The following is an 18,501-nucleotide window of genomic DNA, read 5'->3' as shown; positions in this document are numbered from 1 at the left end:
GATTCGTCCAAACCAGGTCGGGGGCGGACACCGGGCAGGCGATACTGGCGCTATGGCCGTCGCCTCCCCGGTGTCTGAGAAACTCACCACCGCAGCGCTGCTACTTCTCACCTTTGCGACCGGCCTCGTCGACGCCGTCAGCGTCCTGATTCTCGGCCACGTCTTCGTCGCCAACATGACCGGCAACGTGATCTTTCTGGGCTTCTGGTTCGTGCCGCATTCCGGCGTGGACCTGACTGCGGCCGTGGTGGCGTTCGTGGGATTCCTGGCCGGCACGGTCCTCAGTGGCCGGTTCGCCCGGCACCTGGCGCAGCGGACGCGGTTGTGGCTCACGGTGACGTTCGGCGTCGAAGCGGTGTTGCTGATGGTGCTGGCGGGATTGGCCGGCGCCGGGGTGCTGGATTACAACGACAACAGCAAGCTGATCTTGATCGCGGGCCTGGCGTTGGCCTTCGGTTCGCAGAACGCGGCCGCACGCCAGTTCGGGGTGCAGGAACTGAGCACCACGGTGCTGACGTCGACGATCGTGGGCCTGGGCGTGGACTCCCGGCTGGCCGGCGGCACGGGGGAGCGTGAAAGGCTGCGCTACACCGTGGTTTTCACGATGCTGGCCGGCGCCGCGGTGGGAGCGACGATGACGCGGTTCACCGTGGCGCCGGTGATTGCGCTGGCCGCGGCCGTGGTGCTGACGGCGCTGCTCATTTTCCGGTACGGCCCGGCGGTGGATTCGTGAGTCTCATCGTCGGCCTGCGGAATCCGTGGCTCGGCTAGTGTCGGTCCCATGCCTGCTGTCCTGGTGACCGGAGCCGCCCGTGGTATCGGCCGGGCGATCACGGCGCACCTTGGGGCGCTGGGCTGGGACGTCGTCGCCGGGGTGCGCAGCGAGGCCGATGCCGCGGCCATCGGATCCCTGCCGCGGGTGAGCCCGATCATGCTCGACGTTGCGGATTCCGCACATATCGCGGCCCTGGATGACGGATTGCCGCAGCGGCTGGACGCGGTGGTCAACAATGCGGGCATCGTGGTGGGTGGACCCCTGGAGACCGTCGCCCTCGACGATCTGCGCCGCCAGCTCGAGGTCAACGTGGTGGGGCAGCTGGCCGTGACGCAGGCGGTGTTGCCGAGGCTGCGCGCCGCCCGCGGACGAGTTGTATTCATTTCCAGTGTGAACGGCCAGATTTCGGTTCCGCTGCTCGGCGCGTACTGCGCGTCGAAGTTCGCCCTCGAGGCCGCCGCCGACGCGCTGCGAATGGAGTTGCAGCCGTGGCACATTGACGTCAGCGTGGTGGAGCCGGCGCAAACCGCGACCGATATGTGGGAGACCGCGCCGCAAACCGCCGACGATCTGGAGTCGGCCATGACCGCCGAACAGCGCGTGCTGTACGCGAAACACGTTGCGGGATTTAGAAAGATGATCCCGCTGTCGCAGCGGGTGGCCGTGCAGCCGCAGACCGTCGCCGAGGTGGTCGAGGAGGCGCTGACCGCCAAGCGCCCGAACGCGCGGTACACCATGGGCCTGGTCCCGAGCCTGCAGCTGGCCGTGATGAAGAACGTGCCGTCATTCGTCTCCGACCTGCTGGTGCGGAAGTTGTTCGGCCAGCCGTAGCTACAGCTACGGATTTCGTGCCGCTAGAAGTTTTGCTGGCATCCTTACTCTGGGGTCAGCTTGGCATGATTCAAGTTTGCGGATCGCGCCTCGGGGGTGCGGATTAGGGGTTGCTGCCAGCTATTTTAGAAGTTCCTGAGAAAAACCTGTTAATGCTGAGATATACCTGAACAGTTTGCTAACTTCGTCGTGTTGCGAATGCAGCTCAGAACGTCAGGCAGGAGGGTTGAGATGGAAACAGCCTCGACCTCACACCGACTGACCGGAGGCATGGTGGGGGCCATGTCAAGGCGCGCTCAGGTCAGGGGATCGGTCGCCTAGCCTTCGCACAAAAATTGGGGGGGGAGGACGTCGCCTCCGGTCGATAAGGCCGGAGGTGACGCTCATGTGTGGGTCCGGTGAATCCGGCGGCGGGGTAGAAGCCGTGGGGAATGGACGAACTCATCTTCTGGCCGACGGGCTCGTGACCGCCGGCGTTTCTTTCGCGCTGTGGCCGGCGGCGTCGGGGATGCCAAAACGTTTGCCCGAACTATGGATCGGGACCGCTGCGGATTTCGAGGTGCCAGACCGGCTTTCCGCTCTCTGTAGCACCACAAACCGGCTGGCACGGCGGTAGATCGCGGCTACGAATTTCGCACTCGACGGTCTCGTTTTGCTGATTTTTTGCGGTTGTAAGCACTCCGCGTGGTGGTGAACCGCTTGATCAACTGTTTAACCATCGGTAACGATGCTCAGACCTGCGATTTCGACTTTCCTGAGCAAAACGCTGCGATGCTGAGAGCCGCCTGAGATGGTTTGCTACAGTGTCTCAAACTTGTAACGAAGATCACAGCCTCGGCAGGAGTGTCCATGACGAACTCGGTTCCCACCCCGCCCCGTTTGGCGAAGGCCAAAGCCGCCGCCGTCACCGCCGCGGCTGTTGCAGCGACGGCGGCCTTGACCATTGGTGGGACCACCGCCGCATCGAGTGCTGTGCTCGCCGATCGCGACCAGGCGGTCTCGACGTCGCTGAGCCAGGACGTGGCGCTGTCGGCGTCGATCGGCATCTACCCGGTGGGGCCGGGCGCTCAGATCGCCCGGCTGTTTGGTGCGGGCACCCCTGAGGGTGCGCTGCGGACACTCGGGTCGGTCGCCGCGCTCATCCCCGGTGAGCAGGGTGAGTCCTTCCGGGCGACCTTAGACGCCCTGGCTGCGACTCTGGAAGCTGCGCAGGAGGGGATCACACTTCTGCCGCCGGATTTGATCCCCGACTCGTTGAACACGGTACTGCGGGCTCTGATACCACTGCTGCCCGATCTCAATAGCGGCATCGAACTCGCTCTTCCGGAGATCGCGGTACCTGCACTGGGACCCGCAGGAACTTACGACGCGGTTGCCGGCCTCGAAGGGGATGCCGGTACTCAGTTGCTGCTCACTGTGTTGAAATCGGCGCAATTGAACACTGGTCTGCTCGACGTCATCCCGGGTGCATTGTTGCCCGACAACATCGAGGCGGTCATTGACCTCCTGCAGATGGTCCCGCTGAACGTTCCGGGGCAGGTCATCGATGTCGGCGTCGATCTCGACCTACCCTGGCCGCTCCCAGACATTGACATCGACTTATTCGAACTTTTCTCGTCCTCGGCCGACAGAATCGCGATCATCCCCACCTTTGGTCTCGGCGGCACGAACGCCGCGATCACCGCGCCGTCGTTCCTGAAGGAAGAGCAGTTCGCAAAGACCGTCGTCCTGATCATCCCGATCCGAAACACGTCGCGGCCGGGTGGCGGCATCCTGGCGATGCTGACTCCGCTCTCGAGCCTGGTGGGCATCAACATGTCCAACGTCGACGGGACTAAGGGCAACGGCAACGTCACCTTCTGGGACATCACCGCGGCCTACGACATCATGTCGGACGCGCCGTCCACGATCTTCAATCCGGTCGCGTGGGCGAACTCCGCTACCGGCGCGCTGATGCCGACGTACCTGATCCCACAGAACGTTGAGCAACTCGCCGCTGTGGTCGAGGACATCGTCAGCGGCAACATCAGCCTGGACACCGTGTTGCAACTGCTGGCCGCCGGCGACATCACCGAGCTCTTCCACGACAATGTGGGCCAGGACGGCAACCTCTACATCACCTACGACTCCGGGAACCTGCCGCTGCTCGAACCGTTCCAGTTCTTGCCGCGGACCATCAGCTACCTGCCCGGCTTCGACATCTCCACACCGGGCAGCGAGTCATTCAACGGCTTTCTGACCCAGCTGGTCGCCATGGGCTACCAGGATGTGAATTTGACCGGCGCCGGTGTCGGTCAGATCCCGACGTTTGTCCGCGGCTTCGATGAGGGCGGCACCCAGGCGAAGTTCTGGACCAACCCGGTCAGCTTCGAAGCCGGGTTGCAGGCTCCGCAGGCCCTGTTCAATGCGCTCATCGGCGATGGTGTGGAGACCGGTATCACCGGCAACCTCCTGAGGCCGGAGGACCAGGAGCTGAAGCTGTTCGGCAGCTCGGCCATCGGTGATGCGGTATACCGCAACGCGTTGACCGTGGCGGTCGCCGGCTTCCTGCGCGACGCCTTGCTTGAGCTCAAGAGCCAGTTGAACCCGCTGTTCGACGCGGTCGACAGCAATGCGGCCCTCGTTTCCTTCGCCAAGCAACTCGACCAAGCCGCCGCGCAAGCCGACAACCTGCTGGCCGATGCAGGCGACAGCATCCGGGACCTCGGGATCGATCTGTCCGGCCCGCTGATGGATGGCAACCGTGCCTTCAACAACCTGATTGGTGGAAACCCCGTCGGGGCGGCCGAGGGCCTGAGCGGACTTTCCGCGCTCTCGGCCAACGAGGACCAGGACAAGGTGTCGGTCGCGGCCGCCCGTGAGGAAGCGCCTGATGCCGAGATTGCGGAAGAAGAAGCCCCGACTGTGCCGGAAGCCGGCACCGGCGCGGACTTCCTTGCCAATACTGCGCTGGCTGAGCGTGCCGAGAAGGTCGCGGACGCCCTCAACCCGCGCAAGGCACTGCAGGCGGCCGCCGACGAAGCCGGTGACCGTGCGGAGAAGCGAGTCACAAAGACGCAGAACAGCCTTCGCAAGGCCAACGAGCGCACGGCGCTTGTCGGCAAGGAGCTGCGTGAGGGTGACGTGGTAGGCGCAGCAAAGCAGGTGGGCGCCAACGTGCAGAACCGTGTCGACCGACTGAAGAAGGACGTCGACAATGGTCTGAGCAAGCTGCGCGGTAGCCACAAGGACAGCGAGAAGAACAACGACGACAACAAGTCCGCGAAGAAGGCGGACACCAATAAGGACGCCGCCTAAGCAAACAGGGAGACACCGCCTCGAGCCACCGGTTCGGGGCGGTGTTTTTCTTTGGCTCAGGTCGGTCCCCACGCACCGATGAGGCGCACGTGGTTGCCGGCACCGCTGAGACCTGACCAATGGAGGTGCGTGCCGCCCCTGGTGACGGCGAGCTGGGAGGTGCGGAACCACACGAAGCTGGGCTCGTCGAAGGTGGCCGACCAGATCAGCGGCAGGTCGCCGTCGGGACCGCTCTCGAGCCACACCCGCAGCGGCGTGCCAGTGCGATGGCGGGAGAAGTACGTCAGCCCCAATGAGCGTTTGATACGGCCGTCGATGAAGCCGTAGCCGTCCGGGGCGGTGATGTTGTCCTCGATGGCCAGGGTGTCCCCGTCGAGGGCAGTGTCGACGAAAGCCCAATGGTTCCAGAAGGTATGGGGGTAGGCGCAGCCGAACGGGTCGTCCGAACAATGGTCGGAGTAGATCTCATAGAACGTCGTGCGTACCGGCTGGTGCGTGGTGAAGACGGCGGAAGTGGTCAACGCGCGGGGCTGCTCGGGCAGCGCGGTATCGGCGCGGGCGCGGCACAAGTGATCTTCGAGCAGGCGCGGCGGTGCCGGTTCGTCGCCCGGCGCCAGGGCGGTGAACACCTCCAGCGGCGTCGCGCCGGCCACCTCGACCAGGAAGCGCGCACGCTCGGCCGCGGGGCTGTCCACCGCGACGATGACCACCTGGCCCCCAGCGCCGGGTCGCCTGGCGTCGACGTACTCGATGAGGCCGTGACGAGGCAGATCGATCCGCGCCACCAGGGCGCGTTCGGCCGGCGTGTGGTCCGTCGTGCTGCGGTGCCAGAAGTCGTGGTCGGTGCGCTGCGCTGCGTCGGGCGTCATGGTGGTCACGGGTTGCTCCTCAGGTGCTGTGGCCGTGTTCGAGCCAGGTCTGACCCAGCGTGGGCGGTGGCGCCCCGTGGCGTGGGTAGTGGGCTACCAGGGTGCGGAGCGCGGGCCCTTGGCGTCGAGTGCAGTGGTGTGAGCGGATTACGGGGTTCATTGCGGGTCCGTGCAGACGCAAGTTTTTCCCAATATTTGGCCCGTGCCATGCTGTCGGCCGCAACCTGCGTCACGAAAGCTTCCAGCAACTTGGCGCCGGGTCATGCAAAACAGGCAAACGGCGTGGGATCTCCATCATTTGCTGATGAACTGCATAAACCTCATACGCCAGTGAAGCTAGCAATTATTCGGTGTTCCAGTAGATTTCGCGGCAATGGCGGCGTCTGAGGCATGGCATTTACGCCGGCGTCATCCCCGGTGTTTGCGTATGCAACAAAAATTACCAGCAACCGCCGATTGCGGATGCAAGCGTCGTGCTCACCGTGTAACTTCGGGGTGAGTAGAAGCTGAGATTTTCCTGAGGGGTCGGGTCAGATTCGATGAGAAGCGACTAAAGCATTGCGCGGCCCGAGCGGTGTGCGACCGCTCCCGCGCCGCTGTCCATCACCGAATATCAAGTCGGGCAGAACTTTCCAAGTCACCGCCAAGCGTGGCTGGATCGCGGCCAAGACCGCGAAAACCTGAGCTGAAGCTGAGATGAATAGTCCCATCTCAGCCGAGCAAGCACCACCAACGAGAAGGGGGCGTCGTATGCGCACGTTCAAGTCAGCAAACAAGGAGAGCGCGCGAGCGCGCCGTCGTCGGCTCGGCGGCGCCAGGACCAAGAAGGTCGCGTTGAGCGGTCTGGCCGCGGTGAGCGCCATGGCCATCAGCGTCGTCCCGTTCTCGGCGGAGGCCGCGACCTACATCGTCGGGGCACCGGATTGGTTGGGCATCAACAACATCGACAGCGACGCCGAGGCGATCTACAACGCGATCTTGAACGACCGCACTGAGCCACTGGCTACTTTGGTCGGGTGGGGGACCGGCGGTGTCGCGCTCAACCCCCAGTGGGTGCAGTGGTACAACCCGAACCTCGGTGGCCTGAACCTGGGCGACATTGACCTCGGTGACCTGTCCGCCGGCGATCTTGCGGCACTGATAGGTCAGTTGGATCTCGACGAACTGACCAACTCCGAGCGCGACCAGTACTACACGCCGCGCCACGAGGGCCAGATAGGGACCGAGGAGGTGATGGTCGACAACCCGGCGTATCAGGCTGCGTTCGAGGCCGCCCTGGCCCAGGTCATGCAAGAGGACCGCGACGCGATTCTCGAGGCGGACAAGATCAACATCACCCTCTCCTACACGGTGCAGGAACCCGGCTGGTGGAACGACGGATACACGGTCCCTATCGTTGGCACCAGACTCAGTCTTCGGAGTCTGCTCGGTAACTGGTCTAGCCAGCAGATCGGCGGCCAGTCGCTCGGCGCGCCGATCACGACTACCGTCACGATCGACAACCCGTTCAAGGGTGACCCCGAGGCTCTCGACGCCTTCTTGGAAACGGGCGTGTACGAGGGCTCATATCCGGTGGAGATCGACCCCGCGGAGTTGGGACTGACGAAGCCGGGCAACCCGCTGCCGTCGTGGGTGCCCAACCGTAACTCCCTCTGGAACAGCGCCTGGAACTGGCTGACCGATCAAATGGGAACCATCGACGTCGGTAACGTCGACTACGACTTCGACCGCACCATGTTCGGACTGCCCGGCGCGAGCTGGGACGAGCGCGCCGAGGCGCTGATCGATCCGAGCATCCCGCAGGAGATTTCCGAGACCCGACCCGTTTACGGTTGGATCCCGGGCGGTTGGACCACCAACACCCTCGGGCAGTGGGTTTCTCCGACCAACGACATCATCGGACTGCAGGACCTGGACCTCGAGGCTCTGCTCGAAGGAGATCTGTCCAGCCTGGGCGCGCTGGCCGGGATGAGCACGCGGGATCTGGCCTACTACCTGTCGGGTGATCTGGGATTCCTTGCCCCGCTGCTGAACTGGACCGCGTACGTCTACAACACCAACCTGATCGGCTACGGCGACGGCGCCATCGCCGCCGGGCTGGCGTACCAGAAGTTCATCGACGCGGTGCAGTCCGGTGAGATCAAGGCCGGCGAACCGCAGACCGACGGCCGCTACATCGTCATCACCACCGACGAGGACGGCAACCGCGTTGTGCGCGAGCAGAACTACAGTGCGGGCGACGGCGGCTGGGACGAGGTCATCACGTCCTACCCGCTGCCGGACGACTTGAACTTCCCGGACATGCCGACCGACGAGGACGGCAATCCGCTCTACCCGGCCTACACCGAGGTCGAGGGCGGGGTGATCGACCTTCACCTGTTCACCTTGGCTTTGCTGCGTAACCCGGGCCGCGCCAACGGCGGTCTATACGCCCGCTTCGCACCGCTCTACGAGCAGCTCACGGGCAACAACCCGGTGTCCCCGGACAGCCAGAACGTCCTGCCGGAGGGCCTGGAGGGCCTCGACATCGCCAAACTGCTGCTCGGCGAGGGCGGCGTACCGGACTTCGAGATCGACGACCTGGGCAACCTGGTGGCCATCCTGGAGAGTGCCGACGGCAAGCCCATGGTCATCACCATCAAGACGGACCTGACGTGGCAGTACGACCTGCTCTCCGATGCTCCGGTGACCGCGAATCCGTTGGCGTGGGCCAACTCTGCCGCGGCCGCGCTGCTGGCGGTGAACCTGGCCTCCGCGCTGGTGAACTACGAAGACAGCGATATTGACTTCGAGCACTACGTCGCCGACGACGGCACCATCTACGGCACCGTCACCATGGACCAGTTGCCGCTGCTGTCGCCGATCCGCCTGCTGGCCGGGGCGATCGAGACCGCCACCGGTGAGGACATCAACACCCCGTTCGCCGACGCCTTCGAGCCGCTGCTGAAGACGCTGACGAACGTGGCCTACACCGACTGGGAGCGCGTGGAGAACGCCGACGGCACCATCTCCTACGAGCGCACGCTGGACCAGATGCACAAGCACACGCTGTTCGGTACGCAGACGATGACTCCGGCGGAGCGCGCGCAGCTGGCCGGCGATGTGATCGCCATCCTGGGCGCGGGTCTGGGTGCGGAGATCACCGACGTCAACGGTCGCTTCCTGGCGCGGGTGGAGAAGCTGCTCGGTGAGATCGATGCCGAGTTGCCGTCCGAGCTGCGGGAGGCGTGGGTCAAGTCGGTGCCGGTGCTGGGCAACGCCATCACCGAGGTGAGCTCGAAATTCGGCTCGGGGGTGAGCGATGTGCTCACCGAGGTGGCCGATGCGGTGGATCTGACCGAGCACAAGGAGATCGAGGCGCCGTCCTCGGGCAACGAGCAGCAGCAGACGCAGCTGGTCTCGGGGCAGCGTGACTCGGGCAACGAGGCCAAGGCGGCCAAGCCGGCCGCCGAGACCGTCGCCTCCACCGACACCGAGGACCAGGGCGAGCTGGATCCGACCGACGGTGCCGACAGCGAGTTGGTGCTTGTCGACGAGGCCGCCGGTTCGCAGTCCGATTCGAGTGCGGTGTCCAAGACGCGGGCCCAGCAGTCGATCGCGAAGGTGCGGGCTGATCTGAAGGAGGCTCGCGATGATGTGCGGGCTGATGTCAAGAAGGCCAGTGACCGTGCGAAGAAGGCGGTGAAGAAGGCCGGCGACGACATCAAGAAGTCGGTCAAGGACACCGCGGACAAGGTCAAGAAGGCCGTGACCCCGAAGAAGAAGTCCGAGAAGAAGGCCGACAATTCGTCCGACTCCGACGACTGACCAACTACCCAGATAAGAAGTGCCCCTGCCCCGCGGCAGGGGCACTTCTTTTGTCGTTGAGGCGGGCTTGGGGCGACGCGCATGCCGCTTGCTGAAATGTCACCGTCGTGTCGAAACGTGACCAAATTTCGCCGAGGTTCCTCGGCGAGCTGTGCCGGTGGCTCAGTGCTGGATGCTGTCCGGAGTGATGCACCCCGGGACGGGGAGCACCGGTGGGCGGCTACCCGCTCGACCGCTTGGTTGAGGGGTGCTACCTGGCAAATTTTGCACCAACGTTGATTCTGGCAATCGGTCCTTGATCCGGGCCAGTTCGATGATGTCGTTGCTGAGGCAATCAAATCGGGCGTCGACGCGGCGGTCGCCGGTGGGTGAAATTCCTTGCAGTCGCACAAATTGTCCACACTAACTATCGATTGCGGATGCGGATGTCAGAGTTGCCAGGTAGCTTCATGGCCACATTGCTGAGAATTACCTGAGGGGTCGGGGGCGACGTTGAAGCGAAGCTGTTGAGGGGGCAGGCGGGACGTGTGGCCGTCGGGCCGCTCGTGATCCGCTTGGACTGCTGAATATCAAGCAGGACAGAACTTTCCAGAGTCGGCGGATAGCCGGCTTCCTGGCCGGCGCAGGGCCGGCCAAACCTTAGCTAAACCTGAGGCGCAGTGGCGTGGGGTCACTGCTGGCCAAAATAACGTATGGGGGAGTTGTATGCGCACGTTCAAGTCAGCAAAGAGGGAAACCGCGCGAGCGCGGCGTCGTCGTATCGACGGGACCAAGACGAAGAAGGCCGTCCTGGTCGGCGCAGCGGTGGCCACTGCGGTGTCGGTGGGGTTGACGCCGCCGATCGCCAACGCGGTATCGAGCAACACGTACTTCGTGGGATTCCCGGACTGGATGGGGATCGGCGAGGGTTCGACGCTTCCGTCGGACGCGGCTGCCATCGAAGCGGCGATTCGCGCGGGCAAGGACACCGATCCGCTGATCGCCTGGGGGCTGGACCCCGTCTCCGAAGAGGATTTGGCACCGCGGTGGGCGACGTGGTTCAACCCGGCCAACGCGGACTCGGACGTTACTTGGAGTGGAAATATCCTCAACCGGAGAGCGACGGGAACAGCCACCGGCTGGAGCAACGGCCGGTGGGTGTCGCCGAGCGACCCCGGAGTCGACCTGAACAATCTGGGTGGGCTCAGCGTCGATGATGTTTTCGCCCTCAATGATTACATTTCCCAGGTAGGCGGGATCGACAAGGCATTGGCGAGAGTGGCTGCGCCGCTGCTGAACTGGACGACCTACCTGTCGAACACCAACATCATCGCTTACGGCGACGGGTCGATTGCGGCGGGCGTGGCGTACAAGAACTTCATCGATGCCGTTCGCCGCGGCGACGTGGAAGTCGGCACCGCGGAAACGGGTCCGCGCAAGATCGTGATCATCGATGAGAACGATCCGGCGGCGCGCGAGTTCGTCCGCAATTTTTCCAACGTGGGTGTGGGCACCGGATTATTGATTGAGGCGTCGCCAGGCGTATGGCTTTTGAGTCAGGGGTCGATTCCGTATCCCGACAAGCCCGGTGAAGGCCCTGCGGTCGACGTTATCCCCGGCGGCGTCATCGACGTCACCTTGCTTACCCTGACGTTGTTGCGCAACCCCGGACGGCCCAACGGCGGCCTGTACTCCCGGTTCGCGCCGATCTACGAAGAAGTGAACGGCGTCAATCCGGTGTCGCCTGAACGGGAGGACGTGCTGCCCGAAGGCTTGGAAGGCCTCGACCTTGCCGCACTGTTGACGGGGCAGGGCGGTCTGCCGGAAGACCTCACCGACATTGCAACGTTGCTCGCGACGATCGAGGATCTCGATGGCAATCCTGTTGTTGTGACACTCAAGACGGACCTGACTTGGGAGTACGACCCGCTCTCGGACGCGCCTGTCACGGCGAATCCGGTGGCGTGGGCGAACTCTGCCGCGGCGTCGCTGTTGGTGCTCACCCTTGGAGCGTCATTGCTCAATCTCGACGAGGGGGCGCCGGGCCTCGAGATGTACGTCGCTCCGGACGGCACGATCTACGGGACCCTGACGCAGGAGCAGTTGCCGCTGTTGGCGCCGTCACGTCTGGTCGCTGGATTGCTCAGCACTGCTACCGGCGAAGACGTGAACACCCCGCTGTCCGATGCCGTGGAACCGTTCCTGAAGGTGCTCACCAATATCGCCTATACGGACGTGGTTCGTAACGTCGACGCCGATGGCGTCATCACCTACGACCGCACGTACGACGAGATGCACGAGCACCTTCTGTTCGGCACACAAACGCTGACCCGGGCGGAGCGTGCACAACTCGCCGGCGATCTGATCGCAGTGCTGGGCGCTGGAATCGGCGCCGAACTAACCGACGTCGGCTGGCGGACCGTGGGACGGGTGCAAGAGCTACTCGCTGAACTGGACATCGAGGTGCCAGAGGAAGTCTCCACTGCTCTCGCGAAAGCGATACCCGTGCCGGGAAACGTGATTACCAAGGTCAGCAGTGAACTGGGCGCCGGGGTGTCTGACCTGTTGGGTGAAGTTGAGCAGCACCTGCCGGAGGAAGTGACGCTCAGCCAGAAGCAGCTCGAGGATCTACAACGGCCCGTCGGGCAGGCGATCAAGCCCGTCAAGGATGTCGTCGACGACGTCTCGGCGGGATTGGAGCAGGCCGCCGGCCAGTTCGCCGACGGACTCGCCACTGGTGATCAAGAGGTTGCCGGCGTTGTCGAGGAACTCAAGGTCGCCGCCGATGACGCGGCGGTGGACTCGAAGCCGGTGTCCAAGACGCGGGCGCAGCAGTCGATCGCGAAGGTGCGGGCGGATCTGAAGGAGGCTCGCGACGATGTGCGGGCTGATGTGAAGAAGGCGAGCGACAAGGCCAAGAAGGCGGTGAAGAAGGCCGGCGACGACATCAAGAAGTCGGTCAAGGACACCGCGGAGAAGGTCAAAAAGGCCGTGACCCCGAAGAAGCAGGAGAAGAAGGCCGACACGTCCGACTCCGACGACTGACCTCAACACACGAGAGAAGTGCCCCTGCTTCGGCAGGGGCACTTCTTGTCAGCCGATCAATCGCGTCTCGCCGCGTAGCGCAGCAGGACCGTGCCACCCGGGAAGGTGCGGTTCTCCAACAGCCGCAGTGAGATCCACGACGGCAACGACGGGAGGAACGGGGTGCCGCCGCCCACGGCGGTGGGCGCGACCACGAGCCGGTATTCGTCCACCAGCCCGGCCCGCACGATCGGTGCGGCCAGCGTCGCGCCGGCCACCTCCAGGTTGCCCTCGGTCTCGGCTTTCAACTTCGTCACCACCTCGACCGGATCGCCGCGTTCCAGGCGGGAGTTCCAGTCGACGGACTCCAGGGTGCGCGAGAACACCACCTTGGGCATGTCGAGCCAGACGCGGGCGTAGTCAACGATCATGGGGTCGGCGTCCGGGGCCTGGTCGGCCGTCGGCCAATACGCGGACATCAGTTCGTAGAGCCGCCGGCCGTAGAACGATAGGGCCGTCTCCCGTTCGAAGTCATTCCAGTACTGATGCAGTTCTTCGCTCGGCTCGGACCAGTCGATGTTGCCCTGTGCATCGGCGATGTAGCCGTCCACCGACACGTTGAAGCCATAGATGAGTTTGCCCATGCCGGTCAGACTGCACCGGAGAGCGAAACTCATCGCGACGCCACGCGAGAGGTGGTGCGCATCATCGACGCTGCGCAGCGTTGCATACTCATCAGGTGCAGACGTTCACCAAGCGCAATCTGGCCGCGCCGCCGGGATTCTTCGCCTGCGAAGCCGCTGGCCTGCACTGGCTTTCCGAGGCGCACGGTGCCCCCTGCGCCGAGGTGGTCGCCCAGGACGACACCAGCCTGACGCTGGTGCGGCTCGAGTCCGCACCGCCCACCGAGGACGCCGCGCGGGCTTTCGGGAAAGCCCTCGCCACGACGCACGACGCCGGCGCCCGGGCCTGGGGCGCGGCCCCGGACGGTTGGGATGGCCCGGGCTTCTTCGGTCCGCTACAACACCCGCTGCCGATGACCTTCAGACTGCACGACAGCTGGGGCCGCTTCTACGCCGACGAGCGCCTGACGCCGATGCTCGACCTGGCCCGGGCAGCGCTGCGCAGCGAGGCCATCGTCGACATCGAAGCGGTGATAGCGCGCTGCGGCGCAGGCGATTACGACGACGACGATGACCCGGCTCGGCTGCACGGCGACCTGTGGAACGGCAACGTCATCTGGACCACGAAGTCCGCGGTGCTGATCGACCCGGCCTGCTACGGCGGCCACCGCGAGACCGACCTCGCGATGCTGCACCTGTTCGGCTGTCCGCACCTCGACGCGGTCGTGGATGGCTATCAGCGCGAACATCCGCTGCGAGCGGGCTGGCGGGAACGGATCCGGATGCGTCAGCTCTACCCGCTCCTGGCACACGTGGCGATGTTCGGCAGCGGATACGCCCACCAGACCCACGACGCGGCTCGTAAAGCCTTGGTGCTCAGCTGAGTTCCGCGATCGAGAACAGCTCCACCCACTGGCCCGCCGACAGGTCTTTGGGTAGCGCGGACGCCCCGATCCTCTCGCGAGATAGCCACGCCCGAATGGACTTGTGAGCGCACACCTGGCTCAGGATCGCCGGCAGGCCGCGACCGCGCCCGGTGAAGACGGCATGGACAAACTGGCGGTACCGACGGCTGTGCTTGCGATCGAGCAACGGCGTGGTCCGTCGCGACATCACCAGCAGCCCGGCATCCACCGACGGTCTCGGCGTAAATGCCGACGACGGGACACGTTGGTGCACAGTGAATTCCATCCATGGCCACCACTGGGCGGTCATCATGGTCGCCCCGCCGATACCGGCTCGTCGGCGCGCGACCTCCCACTGCACCAGCAGCACCGCATCCGTCCACGCAGGGGCGTGCAGCATTTTACGGAGCATCGCGGTGGTCTGGTGAAAGGGCAGATTGCCCACCAGTACGTGCCGATGTGCGGGCAACGACCATTGGATGAAGTCGTCGTTGACCACGCACACATGGTTTTTCAGTCGCGATGCCAACCACCGCGCATGGCGGTCGTCGATCTCGACCACCGTGAGGGGGCGCCGCAGCTTCTGTAGTTCGAAGGTCAGTGCGCCGCGGCCGGGACCTATCTCGATCAACGGTCCGTGGGTCCGCCCGACGGCGTCGACGATGGTGCGGACGGTGGCGGTGTCGTTCAGGAAGTTCTGGCCGTGTTCGTGACGGCCGGCACGATAGGTGGGCATAGGTGCTCCGCGAAGATGGGATCTTCCGGGCAGGACGAAACCCGCCCGGCTGGCAGGCCGGAGCGGCGGAGCGTGAGAGGTCGGACCGCCGCTAGAAGCGACGGATCCGGATGACGGCGATCGCGGTAGTACCCATGGCGGCGAGGGTAGTGGGCTCAGCTGCGCCGCCGCATCCGATTTTTGTCGGTGGGTCGAACTACTGTTCGAGTATGGCCACCGCGACGTGCTCGGATCGGGACGGGATCATCGCCCTGCTCGACGAGTACGAGGCGGTCCAGGACAAGCTCGCGGCGGTCCAGCTCGACGCGCTGAACACGGCGGACATGCTGACGGTGCTGGCGCGGCGGGAGAATCTGGCCCGCAAGGCGCCGGTGTTGCAGCATCGGCTGATCAACCGGCTGGCCGCCGAGGCCACCGCCGAGGAACTCGGGGCCAAGCTGCCGCGGGCGTTGGCGATGCGGCTGCGGATCAGTCCCGCCGATGCCAAGCGTCGCGTGGAGGAGGCCGCCGACCTCGGACCGCGGATCGCGCTGACCGGCGAACCGCTGGAGCCCTTGATGCCGAACGTGGCCCGCGGTCAGGCCGAGGGTGCCATCGGGGCCGAACACATCGCGAAGATCCGCAAGTTCTTCACCCAATTGCCGGTGAGCGTGGATTTCGAGACGAAGCTCTCCGCCGAACGTGAGCTGGCCCGTCACGCGGCCAACCTGGACCCTGAGGCGTTCCGCAAGGTCGCCGATCGGCTGCAGGCGATCATCGACCAGGACGGCACCTACACCGACGCCGACCGGCGCCGCCGCCGCGGCGTCACCCTCGGTCGCCAAGGCGCCGACGGCATGTCCCCGATCTCCGGGCAGCTCACACCGGAGGCGCGCGCGGTGCTCGAAGCGATCTTCGCCAAGCTGTCCGCGCCCGGGATGTGCAACCTCGACGACGAAACCCCCTGTGTGGAAGGGGCTCCCAGCGACGCGCAGGTCAAGGGTGATCTGCGGACCCCGGCCCAGCGCAACCACGACGCCCTGCTGGCCTCCGGACGCATCACGCTGTCCACCGGGGATCTGGGACAACTCAACGGCCTGCCCGTCACGGTGGTCGTCAGCACCACGCTGAAGGACCTCGAATCCGCGGCGGGGCAGGCCGTCACCGCGGGCGGTTCGCTGCTACCCATGGCCGACGTGCTGCGGATGGCCTCGCACGCCCATCACTACCTGGCGATCTTCGACGGCAAGGGAATCCCGCTGCACCTCGGGCGCAGCCGCCGCACCGCGTCGCCGGGGCAGCGCATCGTCCTCTACAGCCGCGATCGCGGCTGTACCGCGCCCGGTTGTACCGCCCCGGCCTACCAATGCCAGGTCCACCACGCCGCGAGGGACTGGATCGACGGCGGCAACACCAACATCGAGGAGCTGACGTTGGCGTGCGGGTCGGATAACCGCAAGGTCAAACCCGGCGGGTTCCAAACCCGGATCCGGGCCGACGGCCGCTGCGAATGGATACCGCCGCCGCATCTGGATGACGGGTCGCCCCGGGTGAACGACTACCACCACCCGGAGAACCTGATGGCCCCGGACAGCGAGGCCGACCCCGATGGCTAGCGTGAAATCAGTTGAACGCCAGCCAACTCGGCAGCGCGCGCTCCTTGGAGTCGCACAACACCTGCATGGTGTCGCACGACCCCTTGGGCGCGCCCGCGCCCGCCCACATGCCGCCGGTGTCGCGGCGCAGCACGATGGCCGAGGACCCGCCGCCGTCGAGCAGGATCGCGGTGTCACTGCCCAACGCGCGGAACAGGTCCTGGATCTGGTCCGGGGTGTAGCTGCCGCCCTGGAAGACGTACATCTCGTCCTTCTCGCGGGAGTAGGCGATCGCGGTGCGCGCCGCCGACGGCCCACCGTCGTTGAGCTGTCCGGTGTCACCCGGGGCCAGCAGTCCGATGCCGGCGACCGCGACGAATCGGGTGCCCTTGTCCATCAGCCCCTGGATCACCGGGCCGGCGGCGTCGTAGTCGGTCGGCGACTTGGGCGAGATGACGAACGGCGCCCCGGCCACCGGCAGGATCATCGTGGTCAGGGCGGTCCAGTGTTCGTTGCCGCCGGACAGGCCCTGCTTGCCGGCGTAGGCGATGGTCCCGGTGACCGCGGCGTTGACCCGGCCGAGGCCGCGCGTGTTGTCGACGTAGGCGCCCAGCGGCGAACTGCAGCCGGTGGTCTTCCAGGAGCCGCCCTTCTGCCCGCGGACGTCGAAGAAGTTGGCGTTGACGGCGATGGTCGGCTGGCCGAGTTGCTGCCAGGCGGCGATCGGGGTGTAGATCTCCGCGGCCTGCCACAGCCCCTCGCCGGTGCGCGCGCCCGGGGTGCGTTCGCAGCGCGCCTGATAGCCCTGATGGGTGTCGACCAGCAGTCGCGGGGTCAGCCGCTGCGAGGCGGACTTGATGATCATCAGATGCCCGCCGTTGCTCATCTCGTACCAGTTGCCGCCGGCGTTGAGCATGGGGGCGGGGGCGCCGCCGCCGAAGTTGTACACCAGGTAGGAACCCCGGGTGTTGGCGATCGCGCTGGCCAGCAGTTCGCGGGCGTCGGCGGCATGCGCGACGGGCCCGGCCGCGAGCGCCACCGAGGCACACGTCAGGGCGGCTGCACAGGCTGCGGCGAGGCGCCGAATCACGGCGGCAGGGGTCTTCACGGTGGCCCCTTTCGGCAGTGCCCGCGGAATACGACAGGAATCACAATAATCACAGGCGCCACACTGTCAACTTTGATAACGAATCGGTTTCGATTCGGAGGCTGGCGAATCACGTTCTGCCCGTTCAGGTTTGCCAGGACTGATCGACAAGTTAGCGCAGCGTCGTAAATGGGGTAGTCCGCTACCTTCCGCTGAGCGGCCTCGCGGGCGGACAATTTTCGCTGTCACCATCTGTCGGTGACTTTTGATCTAGGGGGGGTCAAAATGACCAATATCGAGGCCGCGCGCGCGGGATACAAGGCATTCGCCGCCGGTGATGCGGAGGGGATGCAACGGGTCTGGGCCGACAACATCCACTGGTGGAGCTCCGAGGAGGTCCAACCCGGCGGGGAGTTCACCGGGGTCGGGGCCGTCATGCAGATGCTCGCCGAGATTCCGAAGCATTGGACCTCGATGACCGTGGAACCCACGGAGTTCATCGAGGCCGGCGACTACGTCATAGTGCGAGGTACCCAAACGCTCACCAACGACAAGGGTTCGGCGGAAGGGAAATTCGCCCACATCATGAAGTTCCAGGACGGTAAGTGCATTGACGCCGAGATGCATGCCGACACCGCGAAGGCACTCAAACTGCGGGGCTGAGCGCGGCTAGGACGGCGGCGCCAGCCGGTACACCGCGTCGGCGTAGTCGTCGCTGACATACAGCGCGCCATCGGGGCCGACGACAGAGGCAACGGGGCGGCCCCAGTGCGTGCCGTCGGGGTATTGGAAGCCGCCACCAGGTTCTGCTGGTCGCTCAGAACGCCGTCGCGCCAACCGAAGAACGCCACCTCCGGGGCGCGCGGCGGCGTGCGGTTCCTTGAGTCGTGCACGCCGATCAGTGCGCTGGGGGTCGCTGGGCATGAACTTCGTCGCACTGCCCCCGCCGTATGGCCACCCGCACCACTGTCCTGCTCTCATTCACACTGACCTC

At 65.2% G+C, this 18,501-nt stretch carries 12 protein-coding genes and 1 pseudogene; 8 read left to right on the top strand and 5 right to left on the bottom strand.

The annotated features are described in order from the left end of the window. Nucleotides 1-52: 52 nt before the first annotated feature. The 3 genes from EL338_RS22485 to EL338_RS22475 all read left to right on the top strand — a co-directional run bounded on the left by EL338_RS22485 (nucleotide 53) and on the right by EL338_RS22475 (nucleotide 4,903). Nucleotides 53-733 (top strand): YoaK family protein, encoded by a 681-nt coding sequence (locus EL338_RS22485; protein ID WP_126335759.1) that lies wholly within the window; start codon nucleotides 53-55, stop codon nucleotides 731-733. Between the two features lie 48 nt (nucleotides 734-781). After that, on the top strand, nucleotides 782-1,606 hold the full coding sequence (locus tag EL338_RS22480) for an SDR family NAD(P)-dependent oxidoreductase (RefSeq protein ID WP_126335758.1): 825 nt from the start codon (nucleotides 782-784) through the stop codon (nucleotides 1,604-1,606). Nucleotides 1,607-2,455: 849 nt separating this feature from the next. Beyond that, nucleotides 2,456-4,903 (top strand): PE-PPE domain-containing protein, encoded by a 2,448-nt coding sequence (locus EL338_RS22475; RefSeq protein WP_126335757.1) that lies wholly within the window; start codon nucleotides 2,456-2,458, stop codon nucleotides 4,901-4,903. A gap of 56 nt (nucleotides 4,904-4,959) precedes the next feature. On the opposite strand, the gene EL338_RS22470 is transcribed toward EL338_RS22475, so the two are convergent. Next, nucleotides 4,960-5,781: a hypothetical protein gene (locus EL338_RS22470; protein ID WP_126335756.1), complete on the bottom strand. Its 822-nt coding sequence runs from the start codon at nucleotides 5,779-5,781 to the stop codon at nucleotides 4,960-4,962. Between the two features lie 741 nt (nucleotides 5,782-6,522). Between EL338_RS22470 and EL338_RS22465 the strand changes: the two genes are divergently transcribed. Further along, nucleotides 6,523-9,579 carry a PE-PPE domain-containing protein gene (locus EL338_RS22465; RefSeq protein WP_163791887.1) on the top strand — a complete coding sequence of 1,019 codons (3,057 nt, stop codon included), beginning with the start codon at nucleotides 6,523-6,525 and terminating at the stop codon, nucleotides 9,577-9,579. 705 nt (nucleotides 9,580-10,284) lie between these two features. Beyond that, entirely contained in the window at nucleotides 10,285-12,603 is a 2,319-nt protein-coding gene (locus EL338_RS22460; protein ID WP_126335754.1) for an alpha/beta hydrolase family protein, read from the top strand. A 56-nt stretch (nucleotides 12,604-12,659) separates the two neighbouring features. On the opposite strand, the gene EL338_RS22455 is transcribed toward EL338_RS22460, so the two are convergent. Further along, entirely contained in the window at nucleotides 12,660-13,226 is a 567-nt protein-coding gene (locus EL338_RS22455; protein WP_126335753.1) for a dihydrofolate reductase family protein, read from the bottom strand. An 80-nt stretch (nucleotides 13,227-13,306) separates the two neighbouring features. Between EL338_RS22455 and EL338_RS22450 the strand changes: the two genes are divergently transcribed. Continuing rightward, nucleotides 13,307-14,089, top strand: a complete 783-nt coding sequence (locus EL338_RS22450) for a fructosamine kinase family protein (protein WP_235666256.1) — start codon at nucleotides 13,307-13,309, stop codon at nucleotides 14,087-14,089. Here the strand turns inward: EL338_RS22450 and erm are convergent. Beyond that, a complete protein-coding gene (gene erm / locus EL338_RS22445) occupies nucleotides 14,082-14,846 on the bottom strand; it encodes a 23S ribosomal RNA methyltransferase Erm (protein ID WP_126335751.1) in 765 nt (254 codons plus the stop codon). The genes EL338_RS22450 and erm overlap by 8 nt on opposite strands. A gap of 209 nt (nucleotides 14,847-15,055) precedes the next feature. Between erm and EL338_RS22440 the strand changes: the two genes are divergently transcribed. Beyond that, the gene (locus tag EL338_RS22440) at nucleotides 15,056-16,441 is read left to right on the top strand and encodes an HNH endonuclease signature motif containing protein (RefSeq protein WP_126335750.1); all 1,386 of its coding nucleotides are present in this window, start codon (nucleotides 15,056-15,058) and stop codon (nucleotides 16,439-16,441) included. Between the two features lie 7 nt (nucleotides 16,442-16,448). Here the strand turns inward: EL338_RS22440 and EL338_RS22435 are convergent, their stop codons facing one another. Continuing rightward, nucleotides 16,449-17,546, bottom strand: a complete 1,098-nt coding sequence (locus EL338_RS22435) for a phosphodiester glycosidase family protein (RefSeq protein WP_126335749.1) — start codon at nucleotides 17,544-17,546, stop codon at nucleotides 16,449-16,451. Between the two features lie 246 nt (nucleotides 17,547-17,792). Between EL338_RS22435 and EL338_RS22430 the strand changes: the two genes are divergently transcribed. Next, on the top strand, nucleotides 17,793-18,170 hold the full coding sequence (locus tag EL338_RS22430) for a nuclear transport factor 2 family protein (RefSeq protein ID WP_126335748.1): 378 nt from the start codon (nucleotides 17,793-17,795) through the stop codon (nucleotides 18,168-18,170). Nucleotides 18,171-18,176: 6 nt separating this feature from the next. Here EL338_RS22430 and EL338_RS26680 read toward each other — a convergent pair. Beyond that, a pseudogene (locus tag EL338_RS26680) lies at nucleotides 18,177-18,412 on the bottom strand (gluconolaconase); the annotation flags it as partial. Nucleotides 18,413-18,501: the final 89 nt, after the last annotated feature.

This window comes from Mycolicibacterium chitae (assembly GCF_900637205.1).
In the GTDB taxonomy this organism is placed as follows: Bacteria; Actinomycetota; Actinomycetes; order Mycobacteriales; family Mycobacteriaceae; genus Mycobacterium; species Mycobacterium chitae.
Note: the sequence above shows the minus strand (reverse complement) of the source record. Positions and strands in the feature narration are given on the sequence as shown.

Excerpts from the sequence above, each read along its gene's own strand:
- EL338_RS22485 (WP_126335759.1), top strand. The coding sequence starts at position 53 with ATGGCCGTCGCCTCCCCGGTGTCTGAGAAACTCACCACCGCAGCGCTG.
- EL338_RS22480 (WP_126335758.1), top strand. The coding sequence starts at position 782 with ATGCCTGCTGTCCTGGTGACCGGAGCCGCCCGTGGTATCGGCCGGGCG.
- EL338_RS22475 (WP_126335757.1), top strand. The coding sequence starts at position 2,456 with ATGACGAACTCGGTTCCCACCCCGCCCCGTTTGGCGAAGGCCAAAGCC.
- EL338_RS22465 (WP_163791887.1), top strand. The coding sequence starts at position 6,523 with ATGCGCACGTTCAAGTCAGCAAACAAGGAGAGCGCGCGAGCGCGCCGT.
- EL338_RS22460 (WP_126335754.1), top strand. The coding sequence starts at position 10,285 with ATGCGCACGTTCAAGTCAGCAAAGAGGGAAACCGCGCGAGCGCGGCGT.
- EL338_RS22455 (WP_126335753.1), bottom strand. The coding sequence starts at position 13,226 with ATGGGCAAACTCATCTATGGCTTCAACGTGTCGGTGGACGGCTACATC.
- erm (WP_126335751.1), bottom strand. The coding sequence starts at position 14,846 with ATGCCCACCTATCGTGCCGGCCGTCACGAACACGGCCAGAACTTCCTG.
- EL338_RS22440 (WP_126335750.1), top strand. The coding sequence starts at position 15,056 with ATGGCCACCGCGACGTGCTCGGATCGGGACGGGATCATCGCCCTGCTC.
- EL338_RS22430 (WP_126335748.1), top strand. The coding sequence starts at position 17,793 with ATGACCAATATCGAGGCCGCGCGCGCGGGATACAAGGCATTCGCCGCC.